Genomic DNA, 25,601 nt, shown 5'->3' on the forward strand with positions numbered 1-25,601 from the left:
TCCTTTATTTCTCGGTCGAGACCAGGCCACGGACAAACCAGCGCTGCAGGACGGCAACGACGACCAGGGGTGGCAACATGATGATGAGGGCGCCTGCCATGGAGACATTCCATTCAGGCAAGGCATTGACGGACGGCACCAACGCACGCATGGCGACCATGGCCGTCTGATAGCTGGCATCGGTGGTCATCAGCTTGGGCCAGAGATACTGGTTCCATGCATAGACGAACATGATTGTTGCCAGCGCGAGCATATTGGTGCGCGACAGCGGCAGCAGGATATCGATGAAGAAACGCAGCGGCCGCGCGCCATCCATCTTGGCCGCCTCTGCCAGCTCGTCGGGCAGTGTCATGTAGAACTGCCGGTAGAGGAACGTGCCTGTCGCGGTCGCGATCAGCGGCAGGACCAGACCGGAATAGGAGTTCAGCAGGTTCCACTGCAGTGACAATTCGATGCCGGTGACGGTCTGGATGATCCAGCGGACGGGTTGGAACACATCCGAAGCGATGTTGTAGGTCGGGATGACACGCACTTCGAGCGGCAGCATCAGCGTCATGAAAACCATCCAGAAGAAGACGTGACGCAGCGGGCTCTTGAAATAGACGATGGCAAAAGCACTTAGCGCCGCCAAGGCGATCTTGCCCGCCATGACCAGCAGCGAGGTGATGAGGCTGTTGAGCAGTGCCGGACCGAGATTGGCACGATCCCAGGCGGAGTGAACATTCTTCAGGAAATCGCCGCCGGGCGTCATGTTGAAGGGCACGGCCGTGACCTCCTGCAGGGACTGGGTGGAGGCCGTGAAAATCATCCAGAACGGCCCGAGAATGAGGATCAGTCCCAGGATCATGATGAGGTAGGTAACGGCGTTGAGTATGGGTGTGCGTTCGATCATCGCCGTAATCCTACTTGTAATGCACGCGCCGCTCGACGAAGCGGAACTGGATGAACGTGAACACCATGATGAGTCCGATCAGGACGAGACTCTGGGCTGCCGCGCCGGAGTAATTCAGGCCGCGGAAGGCTTCGCTGACGATGCGGTAGACCATGACATCGGTTGCCTTGTTGGGTCCGCCTTCGGTGGTCAGGTCGACGATACCGTAGGTATCCGGGCCAACAAAACTCTCGGTCAGATTGAGAACCAGGAGAAAGAACAGGGTTGGTGCCAGGAGTGGAATCTGGATATCGAGCGCACGGCGCACCGGGCCCGAGCCGTCCATGGACGATGCTTCCAGCAGGCTGCGCGGGATGGATTGCAGACCGGCCGTCATGAAGATGAAGTTGTAGCCGATCCATTTCCACGCAAAACAGATGATGATGAGGATCATGGCATGGCTGCCATATTTGGCGGGATTCCACAGATCGGGCGACCAGGTGTTCACCACGGCGATCAGGCCGCTCTCCGGCGCAAAGATGAAGCGGAATGCCAGACCCACCGCCGGTGCGGCAATGGCATAGGGCCAGATGTAAAAGAACCGGAAAAGGCTTGAGCCCTTCAACTGACGATCAACACAGATCGCCAGGATAAAGGCGATGAACATGGACAATCCGGTCGCCGTGAACGCGAAGAACAGGCTCAGGGACACGGAGCGCCAATATTCGCTGTCGGCAAAAACATCGCGAAAATTGTCAAAACCAACGAAGAGACGTTCGCCCGCACCGCCAAAGGCTGGTTCCAGCGTGAAAGCCCAGTTGAAAACCGAAATGGCCGGCCAATAGAAAAAGAACAAAATGAGCAGGAGTTGCGGCAATGCAAAAAGGACGGGCAACCACCAGCTTTTGAAAACAGCGCGCTTGTTCATGAGAATATTCAATTCTGCCTATGGGATGAAAAGGAAATGGCCCGGTGCGGTTCCGCTCCGGGCCATTTGGAAGCCTGCATTTAGTTCAGGACTTTTCCGGCATAGGTCTTTTCAAAGCGGCGCAGGATGACATTGCCGCGCTCGACAGCCTGGTCGAGACCGGCCTGCACAGTCAGCTTGCCGAAGAAGATGCCTTCCATCGCATCGGAGATTTCCTTGCGGATCTGCGGGAAACCGCCGAGGCGGATGCCGCGGGTATTGGCGGAGGTCGGGGTGAAGGTCAGGCTGGCGATGGCCTTTTCACGGCCCTTGAAGGCTGGCTGATCGTAAAAGCCCTTGGCTTTCATGGCTTCAAAGCCCGTCTTGGTGACCGGGATATAGCCGGTGACCGTCGACCACCACTCAACCATGTCCGGCTGGGCGATGAAGTTGAGGAACGCGGCAGCGCCCTTGTATTCAGCTTCGGGGCGGTTGTTGAGAACCCAGAGGGATGCACCACCCACCATCGAATTCTGGCGTGCCGTTCCCTTCCAGACCGGAAGCATGGTCACGTCCCATTTCGTGCCCTGCTTGATGGTCTTGCCGACGGTGCCGTGATCGGCGATCGACGACTGGATCATCTGGCAGGTTTCGGAGGTGAAGGCTGGAACCACATCCATGCCCAGCTGCTTGGTCTTGACCACGAAGAGGCCTTCATCGGTCATCTTCTTGAAGAATGTCAGATGGTCGACCAGCTTGGTCTTGTTGAGGGTAAGTTCCGCATCGAGCCCGTCATAGCCGTTGTTCTTGGTGGCGATGGGCTGGTTGTGAATGGCGGAGAACTGTTCGACCGTCGCCCAGCTGTCAAAACTGAAACCGAACGGGCAGGCATAACCGGCCGCTTTCAGCTTGCGGGCCGCGGCTTCGACATCTTCCCATGTTTCTGGCGCATTCTGGATGCCAGCTTTGGTGAAGGCATCGACGTTGTAGTAGAACATCGCGGTCGACGAATTGAACGGGAACGAGTTCAGCTCGCCCTTTGCCGTCGCATAGTAATTCGCGATACCGGGGAAATAATTGCTCCAGTCGATCTTGTAGCCATTGTCTTCCATCAGCTTCTTGGCCGGAACGAAAGCACCCGACAGCATCAGATCGAGCGTGCCGCCGTCAAAGACCTGCACGACGGCCGGATGCTTCTTGGCGCGATAGGCGGCGATGGCGTTCTGAACGGTTTCGGGATAGCCGTTCTGGCTGGTGCAGACGATTTCGAAATTGGCCTGGGAGTCGTTGAACTTCTTGCAGGCATCCTGCACGCGCTCACCAAGGTCGCCGCTCAGGCCGTACCAGAACTCGAACTTGACCTTCTCGGCCATGGCTGGCGTCGCGCCAAACCCGGCGGCCAGCAGCCCTGCGGCCAGACCAATTTTCACACCAAAACCCTGCATTAAAGCCCCCTGAATACGGCAATTGAGAGAATGAACCCGGGGCAGCTCTGGATAAATCCGGCTGCCTCGCTCGCGTTCAACTCTGGACGGGCTGTGTGAAAGTTTGATCGACCTTAGACGAAACTATTGTGACAATTGCTCAGCCCGGCCGCCAGACGGCAGCCGCGCTGTGGACAGTATCTAGCGTGGGTTGCTTACAGCAAACCACGCGCGGCAAGGTTGCGCATGAGCGCCGCCATGCCGAATGTCCATTCGGGGCACTCCGTCGACAACCGCACGGTATTGGTGAGCGCACCAAGCTGCGGATTCGATATGGTGACCACATCGCCGATCTTGTGGGTAAAGCCCTGCCCGGGCGTATCGCGGTCTTCGACCGGCGCAAACAGCGTTCCCATGAACAGCATGAAGCCATCCGGGTACTGGTGATGCCGGCCGGTGGTCTGGGCGACCAGATCCAGCGGATCGCGGCTGATTTCCTTCATCGTGCTGCTGCCTTTCAGCACGTATCCATCCCGGCCTTCGACCATCAGGTCAAGATCGGCATTGCGCACGTCATCAATGGAATAGGTCGCATCGAACAGCCGGATGAACGGCCCGATCGATGACGAGGCATTGTTGTCCTTTGCCTTGCCGAGCAAAAGGGCGGAGCGGCCTTCGACATCGCGCAGGTTCACGTCATTGCCGAGCGTCGCGCCTTGCACCCTGCCCTTGCTGTTGACGGCGAGCACGATTTCCGGCTCCGGATTGTTCCAGCTTGAGATCGGGTGCAGACCGACCGATGCGCCCCAGCCAACGGAGGAGAGGACCTGCGCCTTGGAGAATACTTCCGCATCAGGCCCGATGCCGACTTCCAGATATTGCGACCAGACACCTTCCTCTATCAGGGCAGCCTTCACCTTGGCCGCCTCCGGCGAACCGGCTTTCAGATCGCGCAGACTGTTGCCGATGATCGGCATGATGCGTTCACGGATCTTCAGCGCCAGCGCCGGATAGCCCGCAGCCTTCTCCTCGATGACGCGCTCGATCATCGAGCGGGCAAAGGTAACACCGCAGGCCTTGACTGCCTGGAGATCACAGGGCGCGAGCAGCCGAAGCCGCGCGGCATCGGCTTCACTTTCGACGGACTGCGCCAGAACCGTATCCAGCGGTCCAAGTTCTTCTCCCGTCTGCCCAGCGACATAGGCGGCAGGCTCGTCCAGTTCCAGCAGGTCACGCATCGTCGCCGTCTGGCGTGAGGTGATGTCAAACAGGACGCCGTCGCGCACCACGACAAGGGCCGGGCCCTGCACATCGGGGCGCCAGACACGGCCAACGAAAGTTCCGGTTCTGTAGGTCTCGGTCGATAGGGTCACGGTGAAGGCTCCCGGGAGAGTGTGCTGATACGATGGATTAGTGCGCAGCGTTGCGCTTGCCGAGCCGCATGCCCGTTGCGCCATCAAACAGGTGGCTGTTCGCCGGATCGATTCCGATGTGAATCCGGTCGCCCGATTTGATCGACAGCCGCTCGCGGAAGAGACACATGATTTCCTGATCGCCCAGTTTGCCAACCACCATGATTTCTGAGCCGGTCGGCTCGACAACGCTGACGTCAATCGGGATGCCGCCGGCGGCAATCTTGATGTGCTCCGGCCGCACGCCATAGATCACGTCCGCTGATCCTGTGGTTTGGATGGTCTGCGGCACGGGCAATATGATGCCTTCCGGCGTCGCGAACTGCCCTGCCCCGGCCAGACGACCCTTGACGAAGTTCATCGACGGCGAGCCGATAAACCCGGCGACGAACAAATTGGCGGGATAATCGTAGAGATCGAGCGGCGTGCCGATCTGTTCGACCAAACCGTCTTTCATCACGACGATCTTGTCGGCCATGGTCATGGCTTCGATCTGGTCATGCGTCACATAGACAATGGTTGTACCAAGCCGCTGATGCAGCCCCTTGATCTCACTGCGCATCTGTACGCGCAGTTTCGCATCGAGATTGGAAAGCGGCTCGTCGAACAGGAAGACCTGCGGATCACGGACGATGGCGCGGCCCATGGCCACGCGCTGCCGCTGGCCGCCGGACAATTGCCGCGGGAAACGGTCGAGCAGCTTTTCAAGACCAAGGATTTCCGCCGCGCGGCCAACCCGGCTTTCCTTTTCCTGCTTCGGCGCATTCTTGAGCATGAGCGCGAAACCCATATTGTCGGCCACCGTCATATGCGGATAGAGCGCGTAGTTCTGGAACACCATGGCGATGTCGCGCTCCTTGGCAGGCAGGTCATTGACGACGCGGCTGCCGATGGCAATCTCTCCCGTGGTGATTTCCTCCAGCCCCGCGATCATGCGCAGCAATGTCGATTTCCCGCAGCCCGACGGGCCGACGAGAATGACGAACTCGCCATCTTCAATATCGACGGAGACACCGTGCATCACATTGACGTTGCCGTATTTCTTGGTGACATCCTTGATCGAGACCGAAGCCATCGCGCCCTCCCTGTTCTTGAAAACCTGTTCTAGCCGCCCTTGACGGCACCGGCGGTGAGACCGGCAATGATCTGGCGCTGGGCAAAAACGGTCAGCAGCAGCACCGGCAGTGTAACGACCAGCGCCGCAGCGGCCAGCGGGCCCCAACTGACCTGCTCGAATGAAAGCATGTTGTAGACGGCGACCGGCAAGGTCCGGGTTTCACGGCTGGCCAGCACGATCCCGAAGACAAAATTGTTCCAGGAGAAGATCACCGCCAGGATCAACGAAACGACAATACCGGGCTTGGCAATGGGCAGCGCCACCTTGACAAAGACCTGCCAGGAGGTTGCACCATCGATCATGGCAGCCTCTTCCAGTTCCATCGGTGTCGTCTCGAAATAGCCGATCATGATCCAGATCACGATGGGTACAGTCACAACCAGATGGATGATGATCTGCGGCCACAGCGTTCCCAGCAGCCCCATCGTCTGGAACAGCAGGAACAGGGGAATGAGGTAGGACAGGCCCGGCGTCATGCGCGCGATCATGACAACGATGGCCGCCTTGTCGGCGCGCAGGCGGGCAATGCCATAGCCAGCGGGCACCCCGACGAGCAGGGCCAGCAATGTCGATATGCCCGTCACAATCAGGCTGTTCCAGAAGTAATGCAGGAAATCGTTCGTCGCAAAAATCTGGGTGTAGTTCGACCAGGCAAACCGCTCCGGGATGAAGATCGGCGGATAGGCGCCATTGTCGATCTCGTATTTCAACGACAGCGACAGCATCCAGAGAAAGAAGAAAATGGCGGGCGAAACGATCACGAACACAACGAAAGCGGTGCCCAGTGATTTCAGCGGACTACGGCGGGCCATCGGCGTCTCCCTCAGCTGTTCCATTTGGTCCGCTGGCGCAGATAGAGCAGCGCCATGGACATGGTGATGATGACGACGAAGAAGACCACGGCAATCGCCGAGCCATAGCCGATGTCGTAGTAGGAAAAGGCGACATTGTAGAGATAGATATTGATCGTCTCGGATGCCGTGCCGGGGCCGCCCTGCGTCATGGCAAAGATGATGTCAAAGCTCTTCAGGGCATCGATGGAGCGGATGATGACGGCAACCATCATGAAGGGCAGGATCATCGGCAGCGTGATGTAGCGGAATTTCTGCCAGCCATTGGCGCCATCGATTTCGGCGCTCTCGAAGGGATCGCGCGGCATGGAAGCAAGGCCGCCGAGCACGATGAGCATGACAAGCGGTGTCCACTGCCACGTCTCCACCAGCACCAGCGACGGGATCACGGTGTTCTGGTTGAATATCCATTCCTGCGGCCCGATGCCAACCAGCGACAGGAGGTAATTGAGAACCCCGAGCTGCGGGTGGTACATCATGGTCCAGACCAGCGCGATGGCCACGGGCGTGGCCATCATCGGCATGACGAAGATGCCGCGCAGCAGGCCGCGCATCGGCAATTGGCTGTCGAAGATCAGAGCCGCAATGGTTCCAAAAAATAACGGCGCGACGACCGAGAGAAGCGTATAGAGCACGGTGTGCCCCATCGACTGCCAGAAGCGCGTATCGCCTGCCAGGCGGGTAAAATTCGCGAGCCCGACGAAGCTCTGTTCTCCGCCGAGATGCCACTCATTGACGCTCATCCACAGGGTAAACGCCCAGGGAAACAGAATGACCGCCCCGACAATGACAAGCGCCGGAATGACAAACGGCCAGTAGCTCGGCTTGAGCCGGCGTTTGCCCGTTCTGGCTTTGGTGGTTTGCGCTTCGGTTGTCATGGTCGGGGCGGCGATTGTCATTTGCCCTCGCTGCGCGCAAGGATGGGACGGAACTCTTCCGTTGCCCGCTTCATTTCCGTTGCGGGATCGGCGCCGCCGAGAAGGTTGGTCAGGCCGACACCCATCACGTCGCGGAATTCCGTGACCGGGACGATAACCGGCAGGCAGAGCTGGCTGACCTTGGCCGATGCCGTCAGCACATCAACCCATTCGGACGGCATGGTCACACCCTTGCGGACCTCCGGATCGTTGAGGATCGAATTGCGGAAGGGAACGCCGGAGCCCGTTTGCAGCAGGCGCGCGCCCATCTGCTTCGAAATGGCCCATTGGCAATAGAGGTAAGCCGCTTCCTTCTTCGATGATCCCTCGGTCACGCCGATACCATCGCCGAAGGTCGGCGCAGCCTGCACGGCCGGCCCCTTGGGCATGACGCCGTAACCGACCTTGCCGACGACCCGCGACTTCTCCGGATTTTCCAGCGGCGGGGCGAAGCCGATGCCATCCAGCCACATGGCAACCTTGCCCTGCAGAAAGTTTGACTGGCATTCGGCCCAGTTGAAACCCGTTACGCCGGGCGGTGCGGACTTTGTCATCAGGCGCTGATAGAGCGTTGCGGCCTGGATTGCTTCCGGCGTGTCGGTCTGGAGATTGCCGTCGTCGATCGTGCTCTTGCCATAACCGAGCATGAGGCTGGCCCAGACAGGCGTATTGGCGTTCTTCATACCGCGGGCAACGAAACCATACGTGCCCTTGCTCGCATCGGTGAGTTTTTCTGCGGCGCTTACAAGCTCATCGAAGGACTTCGGATATTCGATGCCCTTGGCGGCGAAGAGTTCCTTGTTCCAATACAGAATCCAGTAATCCACCGAGAACGGCAGACCGCCGAAACGGCCGTTCTTGTCCTTGGCAAAGGCAAGACCCGCTTCGGCAAAATCGCTTTCGACCAATGACGGCTCGGTGAGCGTGGGATCCTTCAGGAACGGTGTCAGGTCGGCAAGCCAACCGCCCTTCTCGAACTGCCGCTTCTGCACGTGATAGCTGATATGGATGACATCGAAGCTTGGTTTGCCGGAGGTCAGTTCGATCACGGCTTTCTGGCGCTGCTGCTGTTCTGGTGTCTGCTCGGAATTGACCTTGATTCCAGTCAATTCCTCGAATTCCTTCTGGTACTTTTGCAGAATATCGCCGCGCGGGCTCTTGATCAGGTTCACCTCGAGGGTCGTGCCTGCATATTTCTTCCAGTCGACATTGGCGAATGCCGGCTTTAGGCCGGCAAAGCTTGCCGCGCCAAGTGCTGCTGATCCGGCAAGAAATTGCCGGCGCGTCGGTTGAATCCGTTTCATGCTTATCGTCCTCCCATAATCCATTGCAGCGCCGTAACTCCCATTTCCGGCACCGTTGCGTCTAAACCTTCAGAGCGAGATTCCTTGCATTGTTGATATGCTCGGCAATGGCATCCATCGCCGTTTGCGGGTTGCGGGTCTCGATTGCCGCAATGACCGCCAGATGCTCGCGCATCACCGGAATAACGCGGCCGGTGATGCGAAACCGCTCCTGATTGATCAAGCGCATCTTGATGGCATTGATCCGATAGGCTTTCGAAATGATCCCATTGCCAAGGGAATCGATGATTGTGTCATGCAGCGACCAATCGATCGCCTGCGCGTGCAGTTCAAGCTCCGGCGTCTCTCCGTCCCTGAGAGCCTTCTCCAGGGTCTCTTCATGTTCGCGCCGCAACCTGGCCAACACCTCATCGGAAGCGGAAACACAGAACAGCGCAATCGCTTCCTTCTCCATGAAGACGCGGAACTGGAAGGCTTCGCGGATCAGATTGATATCGATATGCGCAATCTGTATCCCGCGCTGCGGCACCGTCTTCACCAGCCCCTCAGCTTCGAGACGGGGCACAACTTCACGGATGGCGCCGAGCGGCATGCCGGTCATGGCAACGAGCTGGCGCTGCGACACGAACTGCCCCGGATGAAAGTCACGGGCGAGAAGATGTTCCGTGAAACTCGCATAGGCTTTCTCACGCAATCTTACCGGCTCGCCGCTGTCATCCATGCCTGTTCCTCCTCAGGACGCCTTCACGATTCCCCGTCAGGCGGCCGCCGCGACAAACAGACGATCAAAGACTGCCGTCAGATGCTTGCGATCGCCGTCCGGCAAGGCTTCGAGCGGGCCACGTGTCCGCCGCCAGCCTTCTTCGCCCTGGTGATGGGCAACCATCGCCTTCACAGCCGGAATCACCGGATACTTCACCAGTTCATTGACAGCCGCAACCACCTCTTCATCATCGCGCCCTTCATCGATCATACGCGCCAGACGTTCGGGATAGATATTGGCTAGACCCGAGATGGCACCCTGCCCGCCGAGACGCACGCCCGCAGCAAGGCTGCGTTCATCGCCGATCAGGATGGCAAGGTCATTGTGCCGCGCCAGCATCTTTTCCGTATAGCTCCAGTTGCCGGAAGAATCCTTGACCCCGGCAATCGCACCAGGGAAAGCCTCACGCAACCGGCTGACCAGATCAACCGAAATCTCGACTGCCGTCACTGAGGGCAGATTATACAGAATGATGCCGCGCACATCCGCGCCGATCGCCTTGAACGCCGCCGCATGCCAGTCAAAGAGGCCGTCATCGCTGACATTCTTGAAATAGGACGGTGGCGCCAGGAGAATACCGCGGCATCCCGCATCCAGTGCAAACCGTGCCTGCTCTGCCGCATCGACATGCGAATTGGCCATGACGCCCACGACAATCTGCGACGGCGCGATGCCTGCCGCAATAAATCCCTTGATGACGGCCTGGCGCTCATGGATACCGATGGACGAGCCCTCGCCCGTCGTCCCGAACAGGGTTACGCTGCTGCAGCCGCGCTGCAGACAGGTTTTTGCATGGTGAATTGCCAAGCGCAGATCAATTGCCAGCGCAGCATCAAACGGCATCGTCAATGCCGCAGAAAGTCCAAATCGTTCAACCCGAGACAATGATTTTCCTCCCACCCTCTCAATGCATAAAGACTACTAACATGTTAGTTGATAGTCAACATGCTGTCACATACATTTTTGCGAGTATGGATACAAATGTTATGTATTGAACAGCAAGTGCTCGACTTCGTTCCGCGTCGGTGCACCGGCACGCCCGCCAAACCGGGTGCATTTGATCGCCGCCGCCGCGCTGGCAAAACGCATGATCTCCTCCATGCCATGCCCTTCCGCCAGCGCCAGCGCGAAGGCGCCGTGAAACACATCTCCGGCGGCCAGCGTATCCACGGCATCAACGGCAAAAGCGGGCATATGGTGCACGATCCCCGCCTCGCCGCCCGACCAGTAACAGCCCTTGCCGCCGCCGGTGACCGCGACAAAACCGCGATACCGGGCCGCCAAGGCAATGACGGCACGCTCGATATCCTCCTCACCGGTGATGATTTCGGCTGCTGGTTCCGAGGCGACGATATGCGATGCAAGCGGCAGCAGCCGCTCAAGGGTTTCCAGCGGCGCAACATCGGCATCGAGCACGCCATGAATGCCAGCTTCGCGCGCCGCCCTGAGCGCAGTGGCAGCAGCCAGGGGCCAGCGAACGTCGGTCATCACCACATCGAACACGCCGTCTTCGATAGGCGGGATCTGTTCCGGCGCACTCAACAGGGTCTTGTCATAGAAGGGTACGATCATGCGCTCACCCGACCTGTCGACAAAGATCGAGGAAAAAGCCGACCGCGCACCTTGGATGCGTCGGACGAAGGTACAGTCGACCCCTTCCTCCGCCAGCTCTGCGACCACGCGATCGCCGACGTGGTCCAGCCCCGCCGACGCCCACAAAGACGCGCTGCCGCCCAGCCTTGCAATGGTTGCCGCCTGGCTCGATGCCATGCCTGCCGCAATCTCTACGGCCTCGTGCGGGATGAACTTGCCGGGACCGGGCGGCAGGGTGTCGAGCCGGAAGATAGTGTCCATCGTCAGGGCACCAACGCACAGAATCCTTGGCTTCGTATTTGCCGGCATCGTCATACTATCCATATTGGCTGAATCAGCAGAAGGGTCAGGCGATAAGGAAACGTTTCATCGAGCAGGTCAAGCCGGGGGAAGCCATGGAGTTTTTCGTGGAACGCCGGGAGAACCGGCGGACCAAACGATTGCCGATTGATCCCGGCAGCCCTATGGTCGCCGTCCGATCAAGTTTGATGAGACCAGTATGACTGCCACAACTGCCCGTATTGCGCGTATCATTGCCACCGAGATCAATGCCCGGCCCGAACAGGCCAATGCAGCGATTGACCTGCTGGACGGCGGTGCGACCGTTCCGTTCATTGCCCGCTACCGCAAAGAGGTGACGGGCGGGCTTGACGATACGCAGCTGCGGCTTCTCGACGAGCGGCTCATTTACCTGCGCGAACTTGACGCCCGGCGCGACACCATCATCGAGTCCATCCGCGGCCAGGGCAAGCTGACCGACGAGCTGGAAACCAAGATCCTAGCGTCCGCCACCAAGGCCGAGCTTGAGGACATTTATCTCCCCTACAAACCCAAGCGGCGCACGCGGGCCGAAATTGCCCGCGAACGCGGATTGGGGCCGCTGGCTGAAACGATTCTCGCCGACCGCCGCAGCGTTCCATCCGAACTGGCCCAGACTTTTCTTTCGGCGGATGTACCGGATGTGAAAACGGCGCTGGATGGTGCACGCGATATTCTGGTCGAAACCTTCTCCGAAAATGCCGATCTCGTCGGCCGCCTGCGCAACCACATGAAAGACAAGGCCGTTCTGCGCGCCAAGGTCGCCGACGGCAAGCAGGAAGCGGGCGCGAAATTCTCCGACTATTTCAACCATTTCGAACGCTGGGCGACGATCCCCAGCCACCGCGCCCTCGCCATGCTGCGCGGGCGCAACGAAGACGTGCTTTCCCTCGAGATCGAAGTCGATGCCGACGACACCTCTGCGGAGAAGCCGGTGGAACGCATGATCGCCGGTGCCTATGCAATTTCCCCGAGTGGAACCGCCGCCGACAGCTGGCTGATGGACGTCGTCCGCTGGGCCTGGCGCGCACGGCTGTCGCTCAACCTTTCCATCGACCTGATGACCCAGATGCGTGAAAAGGCGGAGGAAGAGGCGATCCACGTTTTCGCGCGCAACCTGAAAGACCTGCTGCTGGCGGCACCGGCCGGATCGCGCGCAACCATGGGCCTCGATCCCGGCATCCGCACCGGCGTGAAAGTGGCTGTCGTCGATGGCACCGGCAAAGTGCTCGACACGACGACCGTCTATCCCTTTCCGCCCCGCAACGATCTGCGTGGAACCCAGGCCGAACTGGCGCGCCTAGCCGGCAAGCACAAGATCGAGCTGATCGCCATCGGCAACGGGACCGGCAGCCGCGAGACGGAGCGCCTTGTCGCGGACATGCTGGCCGACATGCCCTCGCCCAAGCCGCTGAAAGTGATCGTCAGCGAGGCCGGTGCGTCGGTCTATTCGGCATCGGCAACGGCCGCTGCAGAATTCCCGGATCTCGACGTATCGCTCAGAGGCGCCGTTTCCATCGCCCGGCGCCTGCAGGACCCGCTGGCGGAACTCGTCAAGATCGAACCGAAATCCATCGGCGTCGGCCAGTACCAGCACGACGTCGACCAGTATCGCCTGGCCCGCTCGCTCGACGGTGTTGTCGAAGACGCGGTGAATGCGGTTGGTGTCGACCTCAACACCGCATCGGCGCCACTGCTGGCCCGCATTTCGGGTCTGGGGACCTCGCTGGCAGAAGCCGTGGTCGCTTATCGCAACGACGTCGGTCCGTTCAAAACCCGCCGCGACCTCCTGAAAGTCGCGCGGTTGGGGCCGCGTGCCTTCGAACAATGTGCCGGCTTCCTGCGTATTCCCGACGGCACCGAGCCGCTGGACGCCTCGGCGGTTCACCCGGAAGCCTACGGCGTCGCCAAGAAGATTGTCAGCGCGTGCGGCCGTGATGTGCGTTCGCTCATGAATGACAGCGCCGCCCTGAAGGCGCTCGATCCGCGCCTTTTCGTCGACGAGCGATTCGGCCTGCCGACAGTTCGCGACATCATCGCCGAACTGGAAAAGCCCGGCCGCGATCCGCGGCCGCAGTTCAAAACCGCGGCCTTTGCCGATGGTATAGACAACATCAAGGACCTGAAGCCGGGGATGATGCTGGAAGGAACGGTCACCAATGTGGCTGCCTTCGGCGCCTTTGTGGATATAGGCGTGCATCAGGACGGGCTGGTCCACCTCTCGCAGCTGGCAGACCGTTTCGTCAAGGACGCCCACGAGGTCGTCAAGGCGGGCGATGTGGTGAAAGTCCGCGTTGTGGATATCGACGTCAAGCGCAACCGCATCAGCCTGACCATGCGCAAGGATGGTAGTGCCCCTGCCCCAAGGGAGCAAAGGGCTGACAACGCCAGCTTCAAGCCGAAACCGGCGGCGCAGGGCAAACCGCAACCATCGACAACACAGGGTGCTTTCGGCGCGGCGCTCGCGGATGCACTTCGGAAGAAGTAATTCCGTCAGTGCATGTCCATCGGCGTCTTATGCGCAGCGATATCGTGCGGCAGGATTGTTTGCCGCTCGATCATGCGATGGACCCGGATATCGCCGCCCCGATGCAACGCGCGGATCCGGTCGCCAACCGCCGCATCCGCCTGCGTTCGCCGTTGGTTGTGGCGGACATATTCGACCCAGGTGGGCGTGTGGTAGGTTTCGGTCCAGATTTCCGGTTTCTCCAGATCGCGCATCAGCGCCCATTGCCCCGCACCGTCACGGATCCGGACACGCCGCCGGTCTGACATCAGCGCGAGGAATTCGGGAATATCTTCTTCGGCGATCTCGTAGTCGATCATGATGACAATCGGACCGCTGCGCGGCTTCAGGTCAAGCGCCAGAAGCGGCTCGCTGAACCGGTTGAGCGGATCGAGATTGAGCGACTTGAACTCCGGCAGCGCGTAGCGAAGACCGATGACCGCGCCCAGCAGCATCAACACGCCGGAAGCGATCAGAGCCCTGTCCGCGCCATATTGCTCGGCGGCGGCCCCCCAGAGCCAGCTGCCGGCGGCAATACCGGCGAACGTCGTCGTCTGATAGAGCGACAGGGCCCGTCCGACCACCCAGCGCGGCGTCGACAGCTGCACCGTCACATTGAACAGCGAGAGGGCCAGGACCCAGCAGGCCCCGGCCAGCAGCAGGGCGATATTGGTCGGCCACACCGACGTGCTGATTGCCGTCACCACCGCGCTCACCGCAAACCCCGCAAAGGCATAGCGCACGATGGCCTCGCTCGAGAGGAATTCACGCAGGCGTGCACTAAGCAGCGCACCGCCGATGGCACCGATGCCGAACGAGCCGAGCATGACACCGTAGGTCAGAGGACCGCCATGGACGAGATCGCGGGCAACGAGCGGCAGAAGCGCCAGAATCGCACTGGCTGAAAGACCGAAAACAAAGCCGCGAATAACCACCTTGCCAATATTGGGCGACATGGCCACATAACGCAGACCCGCCGAAATGGCGCGGCCGAGCGATTCGCGCGGCAAGGGGCTCGGATCGATTTTCGGCTGCCAGCGCATCAGGGCATAGATCACGGCGAAATAGCTGGCCGCGTTGACCGCAAACGTCGCCGCGGCACCAGCAACGGCGACGATGAGACCGCCAATGGCCGGACCGACACTGCGCGTGATATTGAAGCCCATGCTGTTCAGCGCCACCGCATTGGGCAGATCGTCTCGGGGAACCATGTCACCGACCGAGGCCTGCCAGGATGGATTGTTGAGAGCCGTCCCGCAGCCCAGCAGAAAGGTGAATGCCAGGAGAAGCCAGGGGGTGATGAGCCCGAGATAGGCAAAAACCGTTAGAAACGCTGAAACGACCAGCATGAACCACTGCGCCACCAGCATCACCTTGCGCCGGTCGAAATTGTCCGCCAGCGCGCCGGAGACCAGGGAAAAGATCATGATGGGCAGTGCCGTGGAGGCCTGCACAAGCGCCACCATGTTCACCGAATCAGAAATCGATGTCATCATCCATGCGGCACCCACCGCCTGGATCAGCGAGCCGAAATTGGACACCAGGCTCGCGATCCAGATAGTGCGGAACGTGTCGTGCCTGAACGGGGCCAGTGGTGAAGATCGGTCCGCCACCTCGTCTGCTTTCTCTTCGCTGTACGTTGCAAATCACTTTCAGACAGTTATAGGCCTGACGTATCGGATTGCCAGCGGCCAAATGGCTTCGCCGGTATTTTCGATAGCCTGGCAACCAGTTCCAAGGACAAACCGGCCATTTTCGCCCATTAAATTCGTGTATGGAAGATAAAATGCGGCGCAGTGCAAAAACCATCCGAACAGGGGTTTTCATCCTGAACGAATTGGACTATATGACCCCGCACCGGCTTAATCAGCCACCGCACAAAAGCGGTTGTTGGGGAATAGGTTAACGGTAGACCCACGGACTCTGACTCCGTTAGTCCTGGTTCGAATCCAGGTTCCCCAGCCACTTTTTCATCCGCACTCCCAGCTATATTCTGACATTGATCTTTGTTGACTTTCGATCGTGCGCGGCTGACATCTTACGAACGTATCCAGGCGGCAACAGCTTCAGTGGTTGTGACAATACAATGAGCAGTTTGAAATTTGGCACAAGTGGCCTTCGCGGCCTTGTAACCGAACTCCCCGATGAGGTCTGCAAAGCCTATACGCTCGCATTCCTGACACACATGCAGAAAGTCAAAGGCGTTGCGTCCGGCAGCCCTTTGCTCGTTGGCTACGATCTGCGTTCCAGCAGTCCGCGCATGGCGGCCGCTTGCATGGCGGCCGCAGAAGCCTTTGGAATGCAGGTGGAAAACTGCGGTCCCTTGCCGACACCGGCACTGGCGTTTCGCGCGCTCAGCCTGAAGGCACCGGCCATCATGGTCACGGGCAGCCATATTCCCGCCGACCGGAATGGCCTGAAGTTCTACCGGCCCGACGGCGAGATCGACAAGGCCGATGAAGCCGGCATCCTGTCCGTCCTCGACCTGGAGACAAAAGCGCCGGCAGACTCCGACGGACAGTCGGCAATCGTGCCGGATGCGCTGCAACATTATATCAGGCGAAGCATCTCCGTTCTGAGCCCGGATGCTTTGGCCGGCAGGAGAATCGGCGTTTATCAGCACAGCTCCGTTGCGGGCGATCTGATCGTCACCATCCTGCAGAACCTCGGAGCCGATGCCGTGGCGCTTGGGCATTCCACCGTATTCGTGCCCGTTGACACCGAAGCTCTCCGTCCCGAAGATATCGCATTTGCCACCGGTGCCTGTGAAAAGTACAAGCTTGATGCGCTGGTTTCCACCGATGGCGATGCCGACCGGCCGCTTGTTGCCGATGAAAATGGTGTTTTTCTGCGCGGCGACAGTGTCGGCCTTCTGACGGCCCATTTTCTCGATGCGGATGCGGTCGTAACGCCCGTCACCTCCAATACGGCCATTGAGCTGAGCGGTCTCTTCACGAAAGTCTACCGGACACGTGTCGGGTCGCCCTATGTGATCGAAGGCATGGAGCAGGCCCGCAGGGATGGGTTCCGGCGAATCGTCGGTTTTGAAGCCAATGGCGGGGTGCTATTGGGTTCATCCCTCGCCATGAATGGCGGAACATTGGAGGCCTTGCCAACCCGCGACGCTATGCTTCCGATCCTGTGTGTCCTCGGCATGGCAGCCGGCAGGGGGGCTCCGGTGTCAGCACTGCTTCGGGATCTGCCCTCCCGCTTTACGCGCAGCGGCCGGCTCGAGCACGTTGCATCGACGGCCAGCGGCCCCTTCCTGCAGGGGCTGCATGACAGTGTCCGCCGCGACGCCTTCTTCGCGCCGGTCGGCACGATCAGGGAAAGCGATGCCATTGACGGCGTGCGTGTCGTCCTTTCGACGGGCGACGTCATTCACTATCGGGCATCGGGCAATGCGCCTGAGCTGCGCTGTTATGCCGAAGCATCCGATGACGGCCGCGCCGAAGATTTGCTTCATTGGGGGTTGGCGCGTGCCCGTGAAATGCTGGGCACGCATTCTTAGCCTGGGGCTTTTACCGCTCGCTCGGCTGCAACAACCGTTTGACCGTTGATATGGTCGACTGTTCCCAGGACGGCGCTTTCCAGCCGAACACGGCATGGAATTTTTCAGTGCTGAGACGTGAGTTCAGCGGGCGCCGGGCCTTGGTGGGGTACTCGGACGTCAGGATGTCCTTCACCTCGGCGAACGGGCCCTGCTCATCCCGGCTGGCCTGAAAGATCGCCCGTGCGAAGGTGCTCCAGTTCGTGCTGCCCGTTCCCGCAAGATGATAGACACCGAATGCATCGAATTGCGGGTCCGTACGAAGGCGGTTCGCGGCGTGCAGGATGCCGTCGGCAATATCGATGGCCGACGTCGGGTTTCCCCATTGATCGGATACCACCGACAGGCTGTCCCGGCTTGCGGCGAGATGCAGCATGGTTTTGGCAAAGTTCTTGCCAAATGGGCTATACACCCACGCCGTGCGCAGGATGAGGTGTTTGCCGTTGGCCTGTGCGACCAAAGCCTCGCCAGCGAGCTTGGTCTGTCCGTAAACGCCGTGCGGCCCTGTCGGGTCATCTTCCGTATAGGCAGTGTCACCTTCGCCAGCGAACACATAATCGGTTGAAAGATGAATAACCGGCGCACCAGCCCGCGCAGCAGCCGCGGCAACAGCGCCAGCACCGGTCGCATTGATGGCATGGGCCAATTCAGGCTCATCCTCCGCCTGATCGACGGCCGTATAGGCTGCAGCAGATACAACGAGATCTGGCTTTGCTGCGTGTATCGCATCGAAGACAGTATCCGGCCGTGCCAGATCAAAATCCGGCCGTCCGAGGGTCACCAGTGTCACGTCAGGATAAAGTCCGGCGCGCTCGACCAGACTGCGGACAACCTGCCCGTCCCGGCCCGTCACAACAATTTTCATGCCGTCCCCTTCTTCAGGGAGACAGAGCCGAGCCGTTCACCCGCATAGCTTCCGCTGCGGATCGGCTCCCACCACCACGTATTGTCGAGATACCATTGTATGGTCCGTTCCAAACCGCTATCGAAGGTTTCGGCCGGTTTCCAGCCGAGTTCACGTTCGATCTTCGACGCGTCGATGGCATAGCGGCGGTCATGTCCGGGACGGTCGGTCACGAATGTGATGAGATCCCGGTAGCGCGCCCCGCCCTTGCGCGGACGCTTGCTGTCGAGAATATCGCAAATGGTTTCGACGACGCTGAGATTGGTGCGTTCCGCACGCCCGCCGATATTGTAGCTTTCGCCCGGCTTGCCCTTGGTAACCACCAGTTCCAATGCCCGCGCATGATCCTCGACGAACAGCCAATCGCGGACATTTGCGCCTGCGCCATAGACGGGCAAAGGCTTCTCATCGAGCGCATTGAGAATAACAAGCGGAATGAGCTTTTCCGGAAAATGGAAGGGACCATAATTGTTCGAGCAGTTCGACAGAACCACCGGCAGACCATATGTCTCGTGCCACGCGCGGACCAGATGATCCGAGGCTGCCTTTGACGCCGAATAGGGAGACGACGGAGCATAAGGCGTTTCTTCGGTAAAGATGCCGCTGTCGAACGGCAAATCCCCGAAAACCTCGTCCGTGGAAATGTGGTGAAAGCGGAATTCGGACTTGGCGGGTTCGGGCAGATCACGCCAATAGGCCAGCGCCGCGTTCAGCATGCGGAATGTACCCACGATATTGGTCTCGATGAACGCCGCAGGGCCGTCAATAGAGCGATCCACATGGCTCTCAGCCGCCAAATGCATAACCGCTTCGATCTTTTCGGTGCGAAGCACGTCAAGAATGGCGGCGTCATCGCAGATATCAGCCTCGACGAAGCTGTAGTTAGGATAATTCTCAATCTGGCGAAGCGATGCGAGATTGCCCGCATATGTCAGCTTGTCGACGTTGACGACCTGGTTGCGGGGATTGGACGCGAGATGGCGGCAGACCGCTGACCCGATAAAGCCTGCACCGCCAGTGACTAAAATTCTCATGAAAAAGCCTCTTCCTCAGGGAAAAATATCGGAACCGTCAAGCAGCGGCGCTTTCCGGTCCTTGTCGGAAAGCTGAAGCGTGGAAGCCTCCAGCGGCCAGTCAATGCCAATCGAAGGATCGTCGAAGCGGATACCACGGTCGTGTTGCGGCGAGTAATAATCCGTCACCTTGTAGATCACCTCGGTGTTCTCTTCCAAGGTGACGAAACCGTGGGCAAAGCCCTTCGGTACCAGAATCTGGTTCCATTTGGCTGCCGAGACCTCAAGCGAAACCCATTTTCCGAACGTCGGGGAGCTTTTGCGAATATCGACGACCACATCGAGAATGGAGCCCTTGACCACGCGCACCAGCTTGTCCTGTGCGCGCGGCGGGAGCTGATAATGCAGGCCGCGCAACACGCCCTTTGCAGCGGAGAACGAATGATTGTCCTGCACGAACTGCAATGTGATTCCGACCTCGGCAAAACGCTCCGCATTGTAGGTTTCGGAGAAAAAGCCCCGGTCGTCGCCGAACTTGGGCGGCAAAATCTCAAGAACGCCCTCGAGGGCGAGAGGCCTGACTTCAATCATTCTGTTCCAATCTCCGCAGCACGCCGCCGCAGATATGCGGCATATTCGGTCTTGCCCATTTTTGCTGCTCTTTCAAGTACCTGATCGGCATTCAGCCAGCCCCATTCCAGGCCGATTTCCTCCGGACACGCAATCTTGATGCCCTGCCGGTGTTCGATTGTCCGGACAAATGACGACGCCTCATGCAAGCTGTCATGGGTACCGGTATCGAGCCATGCATAGCCGCGGCCCAGTTGCTGAACCTGCAATTCCCCGCGTTCCAGATAAATATTGTTGACGCTCGTGATTTCCAGCTCTCCGCGTGACGACGGTTCAATCGAGCGCGCAATGTCCACCACATCGTTGCTGTAAAAATACAGCCCCGTCACGGCCCAATGCGACTTGGGGTGCGCAGGCTTTTCTTCAATGGACAATGCCTGGCCGGTAACCTTGTCGAAATCCACCACACCATAACGTTGCGGATCGTCGACGTGATAGGCGAATACCATGCCGCCCTTGGTTATCGATGAGGCAACCTGGCACAGCTTGGAAAGGCCATCACCGAAATAGATGTTGTCGCCCAGAATCATCGCAACACTGTCCTGTCCGATGAAGTCGCGCCCGATGATGAACGCTTCGGCCAGACCATTTGGCTGCGGCTGTTCGGCATAGGAGAAATTGACCCCGAAATCAGCCCCATCTCCAAGCAGTTTCTGGAAAAGCGGCAAATCATGCGGCGTCGAGATGATCAGAATGTCGCGTATTCCGGCGAGCATCAGAACGCTCAGCGGGTAATAAATCATGGGCTTATCATAGATGGGAAGGATTTGCTTCGACACAGCGATCGTTAATGGATAAAGACGTGTACCGCTGCCCCCGGCTAATATAATACCCTTCATGCGATCGCTTCCTTATGTCAATGCTACAGACTGAGCCGATATATAACGCCCTAAGTGGCCACACTTGGTTTCATGCAAAGATGGCGAAATGCGGTTCACCGGTCATTGAAAAACCATTTGGCGACAACAGAAAGACAAGTCAACCGGAAGTAAATGAGAAGGCGGCGTGACCCGGATGTTTCCCGCCACGCAACCTATTGTTTTCACGCCATGATCCTAGTTTAGAACCAAATATGCGGTCCAGCTAACACGGAACCTTAAATGCGAATTGAACAGCAGCCAGAAGTCAGCGCGATCATCGTGACCTATAATCCGGATCTTGCGGGTCTTGCAGCGCTTCTGAACGCAATCTGTCCGCAAGTCGCCCGTGTCATCGTCGTCGACAACGGTTCGAAAATGAATCTGGAACAATGGTTTGCAAGCCAGAGCAATCAAGCGGAATTTGTACCGCTTGACGCCAATTACGGCATTGCCAAAGCGCAGAATGTCGGGATCGACCGCGCACGCGCATCGGGTTCAAGCTTCGTTCTCCTGCTCGACCAGGACAGCATACCGGCACCAGACATGGTCGCCACGCTGCTGTCGGCGGCAAAGGCCCAGATTGTCAAAGGGGTGAAGCTCGGATGTGTCGGTCCGCGTTATGAGGACTCGCGGCAAAAGAATCCGCCTCCATTCATCAAAACGGAAGGATTGCGGCTTCGGCGGCAGACCTGTGGCACGGCCGATGCGGTCGTCGATGTCGATTATCTCATAGCATCGGGCTGCCTCATTCCGACAGCGACGCTTGATGACGTCGGCGGCATGAAAGAAGAACTGTTCATCGACTATGTCGACATCGAATGGGGCTTGCGGGCGCAACATATGGGATACCAGTCCTTTGGGGTTTGCGCCGCCGAAATGCAGCATGACCTGGGTGACAATCCGATAAAGTTTCGCGGACGGTTCATTCCGGTGCACAGCCCGTTGCGGCACTACTACCATTTCCGCAATGCCGTCTGGCTTTATCGGCAGCCCTGGCTGCGCGCCAACTGGAAGATCGTCGATGCGGTGCGTCTCGTCCGGAAATTTGTGTTTTACAGTGTCTTTACAGTGCCAAGACTGCAGCACGCCGGGATGATGACGCTGGGCATTTTTCACGGGCTTTTCGGCCGCATGGGAAAGAAACCGAGCAATGGTTGAACGGAGCCTTGCCGCCACGTCCCCAGACTTCGACCTCACCATAGGGGTGGTCATTTTCAAACCCGAACAGGTCGTGCTCGCGACCACACTAACGAGCCTTCAGAAAGCCGTGGAGACGATTGCCCCGCTTCGCGCCAAACTCTATGTGATCGACAATTCGCCCGAGCCTGCAGACCACAGCTGGGTGAGAAATCTGCTGCCTGACCTGCCGCTTGAGATCATCGCAGGGCACGGCAATGTCGGCTTTGGTGCAGCCAACAACATGGTTCTGGACAAGGCGGGGAAATTTCACCTCGTCTTGAATCCCGATGTGGAAATGGAGCCGGATGCCCTGAAGCAGGCATTGACCTTCATGACCGGTGCGCCGGAAACGGGGCTGATCACGCCCAAGGCGTTCAATCCGGACGGGAGCACGCAATATCTCTGCAAGCGCTATCCCGCAGTCTTCGACCTGCTTCTTCGCGGTTTTGCGCCTGCCGGCATCAAGGCAATGTTCCGCCGACGCCTTGAACGGTACGAAATGCGCGACGAAATCGCCAATACCCCGTTCTGGGATCCACCCATCGTCAGCGGATGCTTCATGTTTTTCCGCGGCGATGTTTACAGGCAGCTGGGCGGTTTTGATCCACGCTACCTCCTGTATTTCGAGGATTTCGATATTTCCCTGCGCGTTCGCAAGATAGCACGCATAGCCTATGTGCCAGCGGTCAGGATCGTGCATGAAGGCGGCCGGGCCGCAAGCAAGGGCCTTTGGCACATCCGGCAGTTCCTCCGCTCGGCCTTGATATTCTACAGGACCTATCCGCTGAAGCTTTTCTAGGCGGCTCTACTTGTCGCGGCCGTCAATCTGACGGTTTATTGCCAGGGCGATCAGTGTGCATGCGGCACCCGACAGGAGATAGGCTCCGCTCGCGATGAGACCAAAGCGGCTCGACAGGATCAAGGCGACAAGCGGCGCGAAACCTGCACCGAACAGCCATGCGAGATCCGTCGTCAGCGCCGATCCAGTATAGCGGTATCTTCTGGAAAAATTCGATGCGACTGAGCCGGAAGACTGGCCGAACGACAGGCCAAGAAGCAGGAAGCCGAAGACCATGAAGATGATTTCGCCGATATCGCCGCCGTCAAGCAATTGAGGGGCGAACCCGCTGAACACGGCAATGGCAATGGCTGTGGCAATGAGCAAACGGCTCCGGCCAACGCGATCAGCAATATTTCCCGAAGCAAAGATCGCCAACACGCCGACGGCCGCACCAATCGTCTCGATCATGAGGAAGCGTGCCGGCCCCTGGTCCGTGAAGAGAAAGACCCAGGACAGGGGAAACACTGTCACCATATGGAAGAGTGCGAAACTGGCCAGAGGCGCAAAGGCACCGATGACGACGTGGCGGCCCTCTGTCTGCAATGTGTCGCTGACTGTCGTCGGCTGCAGTTCCCGGCGCTTGAAGAGCTCGGCATACTGTTCCGTCACGACCATGCGCAGGCGCGCGAACAGCGCCACCACATTGATGGCAAAGGCGACGAAGAAGGGATAACGCCAGCCCCACTCCAGGAAATCCTGCGCGGAAAGGTGCGAGACAAAGAATGCAAACAGGCTGGCCGCAACCATCAGTCCGAGCGGAGCCCCAAGCTGCGGGATCATGGCGTACCAGCCGCGGCGGCGTTCCGGCGCATTCAGTGCAAGGAGGGAGGCAAGACCGTCCCATTCACCACCCAGCGCCAAGCCCTGGCCGAGCCGGAAGAGCGCAAGAAGCAGCGCCGATATCCAGCCCACCTGCTCGTAACCCGGCAGAAAGGCAATCGCCACCGTCGAGCTTCCCAGGAGGAACAGGGTAATGGTGAGCTTGACGCCGCGGCCATAGGTACGGTCGATGGCCATGAAGATCACGGTCCCAAGCGGACGTGCAATGAATGCGAGCGCAAAAATCGCAAAGGAATAGAGCGTGCCCGTCAGCGGATCGACATAGGGAAAGACCAGCTTGGGAAAGACCAGGACGGAGGCGATGGCGTAGACGAAAAAGTCGAAGAACTCCGACGTACGCCCGATGATGACACCGATGGCGATCTCACCGACATTGACATCCTCGTGGCCATGCAGGCCCTTCACGTCACGTCCGTGTGTCGATGAGGGCACCCCTATTTCCGCGCTCATGTCTCGTTGCGCTCCTCAATCCTGATTTGGCAGCTGCTGACGTCAAGCCGCGTTCACGGCTTATGCTAGCATCTCCTTTATCATTGTGACACATTAGGGAAGGATTGGGCAAATTGTCCAATGTCACTTTGAATGGGGTGCCGTTACGGATGGCGCAAATTAGCGCCGTTATCATGACAGGAACGACCTTGAAACGTTTTCTTGCCGTCGCCATACTTCCATTTCTCACCATGCTGACCGCATGCAATGCCGTCGTCATGAGTCCGTCTGGCGACGTAGCTGCACAGCAGCGGGATCTCATCGTCATCTCGACCATCCTGATGCTGATCATCATCGTACCCGTCATGCTGTTGACGGTGTTTTTCGCATGGCGTTATCGCCAATCCAATACAGAGGCACGCTACGAACCCGATTGGGATCACTCGACGCAACTGGAACTGATCATCTGGGCCGCTCCGCTCCTCATCATCATCTGCCTTGGCGCGCTGACATGGATGGGTACGCATCTGCTTGATCCCTACCGGCCGCTGGATCGCATTGCGCCCGGCAGGCTGGTCGACAAGCAGGTCAAGCCCCTGCAGGTGGAAGTCGTGGCGCTCGACTGGAAGTGGTTGTTCATCTATCCGGAATATGGTGTGGCGACGGTCAACGAACTGGCCGCTCCGGTGGATAGGCCGATCGATTTCCGCCTGACATCGTCGGCGGTCATGAATTCATTCTACATTCCGGCGCTTGCCGGCCAGATCTACACCATGCCGGGTATGCAGACGAAACTCAGCGCCGTCATCAATCACCCCGGCACCTTCGAAGGCTTCTCGGCGAACTATAGCGGCGCGGGTTTCTCGGGCATGAAATTTGCTTTCCTCGGCCTGTCCGATGCCGATTTTGACAAGTGGATGGCCGACGTGAAAGCGCAGGGCGCCAAGCTGGATCGCAACGCCTATCTCGAACTTGAACGACCCAGCGAAAACGAGCCGGCGCGCCGGTATGGCAGTGTCGAGACACAACTCTTCACCGCCGTGCTCAACCGCTGCGTCGAGCTTGGCAAAATGTGCATGGACGAGATGAGTTCAATCGATGCCAAGGGCGGGCTCGGGCTTGCCGGCATCAACAATGTCCACCCGCTCGAATATGACAAATACAGGCGACGCGGCGCCATTTTTGCGCCGCCGACAACCTATGTCGCACGGATATGCACGACGGAAGAGGAAGAGAGAATGCGTGCGGCCGCACAATCTCCACTGCTGTCACCACGCAACACCTCACCAATACTCGGTGCCGGACTGCCACGCCCAACTGCCCCACTGTTCGGCGCGCAGCGCCGTCCATCGAATTCCTGAACGGATTGAGT

The 25,601-nt window shown here is 58.9% G+C and carries 22 protein-coding genes and 1 tRNA gene; 6 read left to right on the forward strand and 17 right to left on the reverse strand.

Features of this window, described 5'->3' with window-relative positions; all coding sequences use genetic code 11:
* Positions 1 to 4 precede the first annotated feature (4 nt).
* The 11 genes from ACIQWS_RS18530 to ACIQWS_RS18580 all read right to left on the reverse strand — a co-directional run bounded on the left by ACIQWS_RS18530 (position 5) and on the right by ACIQWS_RS18580 (position 11,474).
* Positions 5 to 892, reverse strand: coding sequence for an ABC transporter permease subunit (locus ACIQWS_RS18530; RefSeq protein WP_346304897.1), 888 nt, complete (start codon positions 890 to 892; stop codon positions 5 to 7).
* Between the two features lie 10 nt (positions 893 to 902).
* On the reverse strand, positions 903 to 1,799 hold the full coding sequence (locus ACIQWS_RS18535; RefSeq protein WP_346304898.1) for a sugar ABC transporter permease: 897 nt from the start codon (positions 1,797 to 1,799) through the stop codon (positions 903 to 905).
* A gap of 80 nt (positions 1,800 to 1,879) precedes the next feature.
* Positions 1,880 to 3,223 carry an extracellular solute-binding protein gene (locus ACIQWS_RS18540; RefSeq protein WP_403182703.1) on the reverse strand — a complete coding sequence of 448 codons (1,344 nt, stop codon included), beginning with the start codon at positions 3,221 to 3,223 and terminating at the stop codon, positions 1,880 to 1,882.
* A 194-nt stretch (positions 3,224 to 3,417) separates the two neighbouring features.
* Positions 3,418 to 4,575 carry a fumarylacetoacetate hydrolase family protein gene (locus ACIQWS_RS18545; protein WP_403182706.1) on the reverse strand — a complete coding sequence of 386 codons (1,158 nt, stop codon included), beginning with the start codon at positions 4,573 to 4,575 and terminating at the stop codon, positions 3,418 to 3,420.
* Positions 4,576 to 4,612: 37 nt separating this feature from the next.
* Positions 4,613 to 5,689 carry an ABC transporter ATP-binding protein gene (locus ACIQWS_RS18550; RefSeq protein WP_403182709.1) on the reverse strand — a complete coding sequence of 359 codons (1,077 nt, stop codon included), beginning with the start codon at positions 5,687 to 5,689 and terminating at the stop codon, positions 4,613 to 4,615.
* 29 nt (positions 5,690 to 5,718) lie between these two features.
* Positions 5,719 to 6,543 carry a carbohydrate ABC transporter permease gene (locus ACIQWS_RS18555; protein WP_112522346.1) on the reverse strand — a complete coding sequence of 275 codons (825 nt, stop codon included), beginning with the start codon at positions 6,541 to 6,543 and terminating at the stop codon, positions 5,719 to 5,721.
* An 11-nt stretch (positions 6,544 to 6,554) separates the two neighbouring features.
* Positions 6,555 to 7,481, reverse strand: coding sequence for a carbohydrate ABC transporter permease (locus tag ACIQWS_RS18560; RefSeq protein WP_403182713.1), 927 nt, complete (start codon positions 7,479 to 7,481; stop codon positions 6,555 to 6,557).
* Positions 7,478 to 8,803: a sugar ABC transporter substrate-binding protein gene (locus ACIQWS_RS18565; RefSeq protein WP_346304903.1), complete on the reverse strand. Its 1,326-nt coding sequence runs from the start codon at positions 8,801 to 8,803 to the stop codon at positions 7,478 to 7,480. The genes ACIQWS_RS18560 and ACIQWS_RS18565 overlap by 4 nt, the downstream gene beginning before the upstream one ends.
* A 61-nt stretch (positions 8,804 to 8,864) precedes the next feature.
* Positions 8,865 to 9,524 (reverse strand): GntR family transcriptional regulator, encoded by a 660-nt coding sequence (locus ACIQWS_RS18570; RefSeq protein WP_288191334.1) that lies wholly within the window; start codon positions 9,522 to 9,524, stop codon positions 8,865 to 8,867.
* A gap of 36 nt (positions 9,525 to 9,560) precedes the next feature.
* Positions 9,561 to 10,451 carry a dihydrodipicolinate synthase family protein gene (locus tag ACIQWS_RS18575; RefSeq protein ID WP_403182719.1) on the reverse strand — a complete coding sequence of 297 codons (891 nt, stop codon included), beginning with the start codon at positions 10,449 to 10,451 and terminating at the stop codon, positions 9,561 to 9,563.
* Positions 10,452 to 10,550: 99 nt separating this feature from the next.
* A complete protein-coding gene (locus ACIQWS_RS18580; RefSeq protein WP_403183629.1) occupies positions 10,551 to 11,474 on the reverse strand; it encodes a sugar kinase in 924 nt (307 codons plus the stop codon).
* Positions 11,475 to 11,658: 184 nt separating this feature from the next.
* On the opposite strand from ACIQWS_RS18580, the gene ACIQWS_RS18585 reads away from it, so the two are divergent.
* Positions 11,659 to 13,965, forward strand: a complete 2,307-nt coding sequence (locus tag ACIQWS_RS18585; RefSeq protein WP_403182722.1) for a Tex family protein — start codon at positions 11,659 to 11,661, stop codon at positions 13,963 to 13,965.
* Between the two features lie 5 nt (positions 13,966 to 13,970).
* Here the strand turns inward: ACIQWS_RS18585 and ACIQWS_RS18590 are convergent, their stop codons facing one another.
* Positions 13,971 to 15,596, reverse strand: a complete 1,626-nt coding sequence (locus tag ACIQWS_RS18590; protein WP_403182725.1) for an MFS transporter — start codon at positions 15,594 to 15,596, stop codon at positions 13,971 to 13,973.
* Positions 15,597 to 15,874: 278 nt separating this feature from the next.
* Between ACIQWS_RS18590 and ACIQWS_RS18595 the strand changes: the two genes are divergently transcribed.
* A tRNA-Gln gene (locus ACIQWS_RS18595) sits at positions 15,875 to 15,948 on the forward strand.
* 121 nt (positions 15,949 to 16,069) lie between these two features.
* On the forward strand, positions 16,070 to 17,494 hold the full coding sequence (locus tag ACIQWS_RS18600) for a phosphomannomutase (RefSeq protein WP_403182729.1): 1,425 nt from the start codon (positions 16,070 to 16,072) through the stop codon (positions 17,492 to 17,494).
* 10 nt (positions 17,495 to 17,504) lie between these two features.
* On the opposite strand, the gene rfbD is transcribed toward ACIQWS_RS18600, so the two are convergent.
* Genes rfbD through rfbA form a run of 4 tightly spaced genes read right to left on the reverse strand, consistent with a single transcriptional unit; the run spans position 17,505 to position 20,919 of the window.
* The gene (gene rfbD, locus ACIQWS_RS18605; RefSeq protein WP_403182732.1) at positions 17,505 to 18,398 is read right to left on the reverse strand and encodes a dTDP-4-dehydrorhamnose reductase; all 894 of its coding nucleotides are present in this window, start codon (positions 18,396 to 18,398) and stop codon (positions 17,505 to 17,507) included.
* Entirely contained in the window at positions 18,395 to 19,471 is a 1,077-nt protein-coding gene (gene rfbB, locus ACIQWS_RS18610; RefSeq protein WP_403182735.1) for a dTDP-glucose 4,6-dehydratase, read from the reverse strand. The genes rfbD and rfbB overlap by 4 nt, the downstream gene beginning before the upstream one ends.
* 15 nt (positions 19,472 to 19,486) lie before the next feature.
* Positions 19,487 to 20,041: a dTDP-4-dehydrorhamnose 3,5-epimerase gene (gene rfbC, locus ACIQWS_RS18615; protein ID WP_403182738.1), complete on the reverse strand. Its 555-nt coding sequence runs from the start codon at positions 20,039 to 20,041 to the stop codon at positions 19,487 to 19,489.
* A complete protein-coding gene (gene rfbA / locus ACIQWS_RS18620; RefSeq protein WP_223614197.1) occupies positions 20,038 to 20,919 on the reverse strand; it encodes a glucose-1-phosphate thymidylyltransferase RfbA in 882 nt (293 codons plus the stop codon). The genes rfbC and rfbA overlap by 4 nt, the downstream gene beginning before the upstream one ends.
* A gap of 261 nt (positions 20,920 to 21,180) precedes the next feature.
* On the opposite strand from rfbA, the gene ACIQWS_RS18625 reads away from it, so the two are divergent.
* Both ACIQWS_RS18625 and ACIQWS_RS18630 read left to right on the forward strand, forming a co-directional pair.
* The gene (locus ACIQWS_RS18625) at positions 21,181 to 22,098 is read left to right on the forward strand and encodes a glycosyltransferase family 2 protein (RefSeq protein ID WP_403182742.1); all 918 of its coding nucleotides are present in this window, start codon (positions 21,181 to 21,183) and stop codon (positions 22,096 to 22,098) included.
* Complete coding sequence (locus ACIQWS_RS18630) at positions 22,091 to 22,918, forward strand: glycosyltransferase family 2 protein (RefSeq protein ID WP_403182750.1); 828 nt, start codon at positions 22,091 to 22,093, stop codon at positions 22,916 to 22,918. Before ACIQWS_RS18625 ends, ACIQWS_RS18630 begins: the two co-directional genes overlap by 8 nt.
* Positions 22,919 to 22,924: 6 nt before the next feature.
* On the opposite strand, the gene ACIQWS_RS18635 is transcribed toward ACIQWS_RS18630, so the two are convergent.
* On the reverse strand, positions 22,925 to 24,250 hold the full coding sequence (locus ACIQWS_RS18635; RefSeq protein WP_403182753.1) for an MFS transporter: 1,326 nt from the start codon (positions 24,248 to 24,250) through the stop codon (positions 22,925 to 22,927).
* Positions 24,251 to 24,438: 188 nt separating this feature from the next.
* Here ACIQWS_RS18635 and cyoA point away from each other — a divergent pair, with 188 nt between their 5' ends.
* A complete protein-coding gene (cyoA, locus tag ACIQWS_RS18640; protein ID WP_403182756.1) occupies positions 24,439 to 25,590 on the forward strand; it encodes a ubiquinol oxidase subunit II in 1,152 nt (383 codons plus the stop codon).
* Positions 25,591 to 25,601 lie beyond the last annotated feature (11 nt).

The organism is Phyllobacterium sp. NPDC097923, from assembly GCF_044760925.1.
Taxonomy (GTDB): Bacteria; Pseudomonadota; Alphaproteobacteria; order Rhizobiales; family Rhizobiaceae; genus Phyllobacterium; species Phyllobacterium calauticae.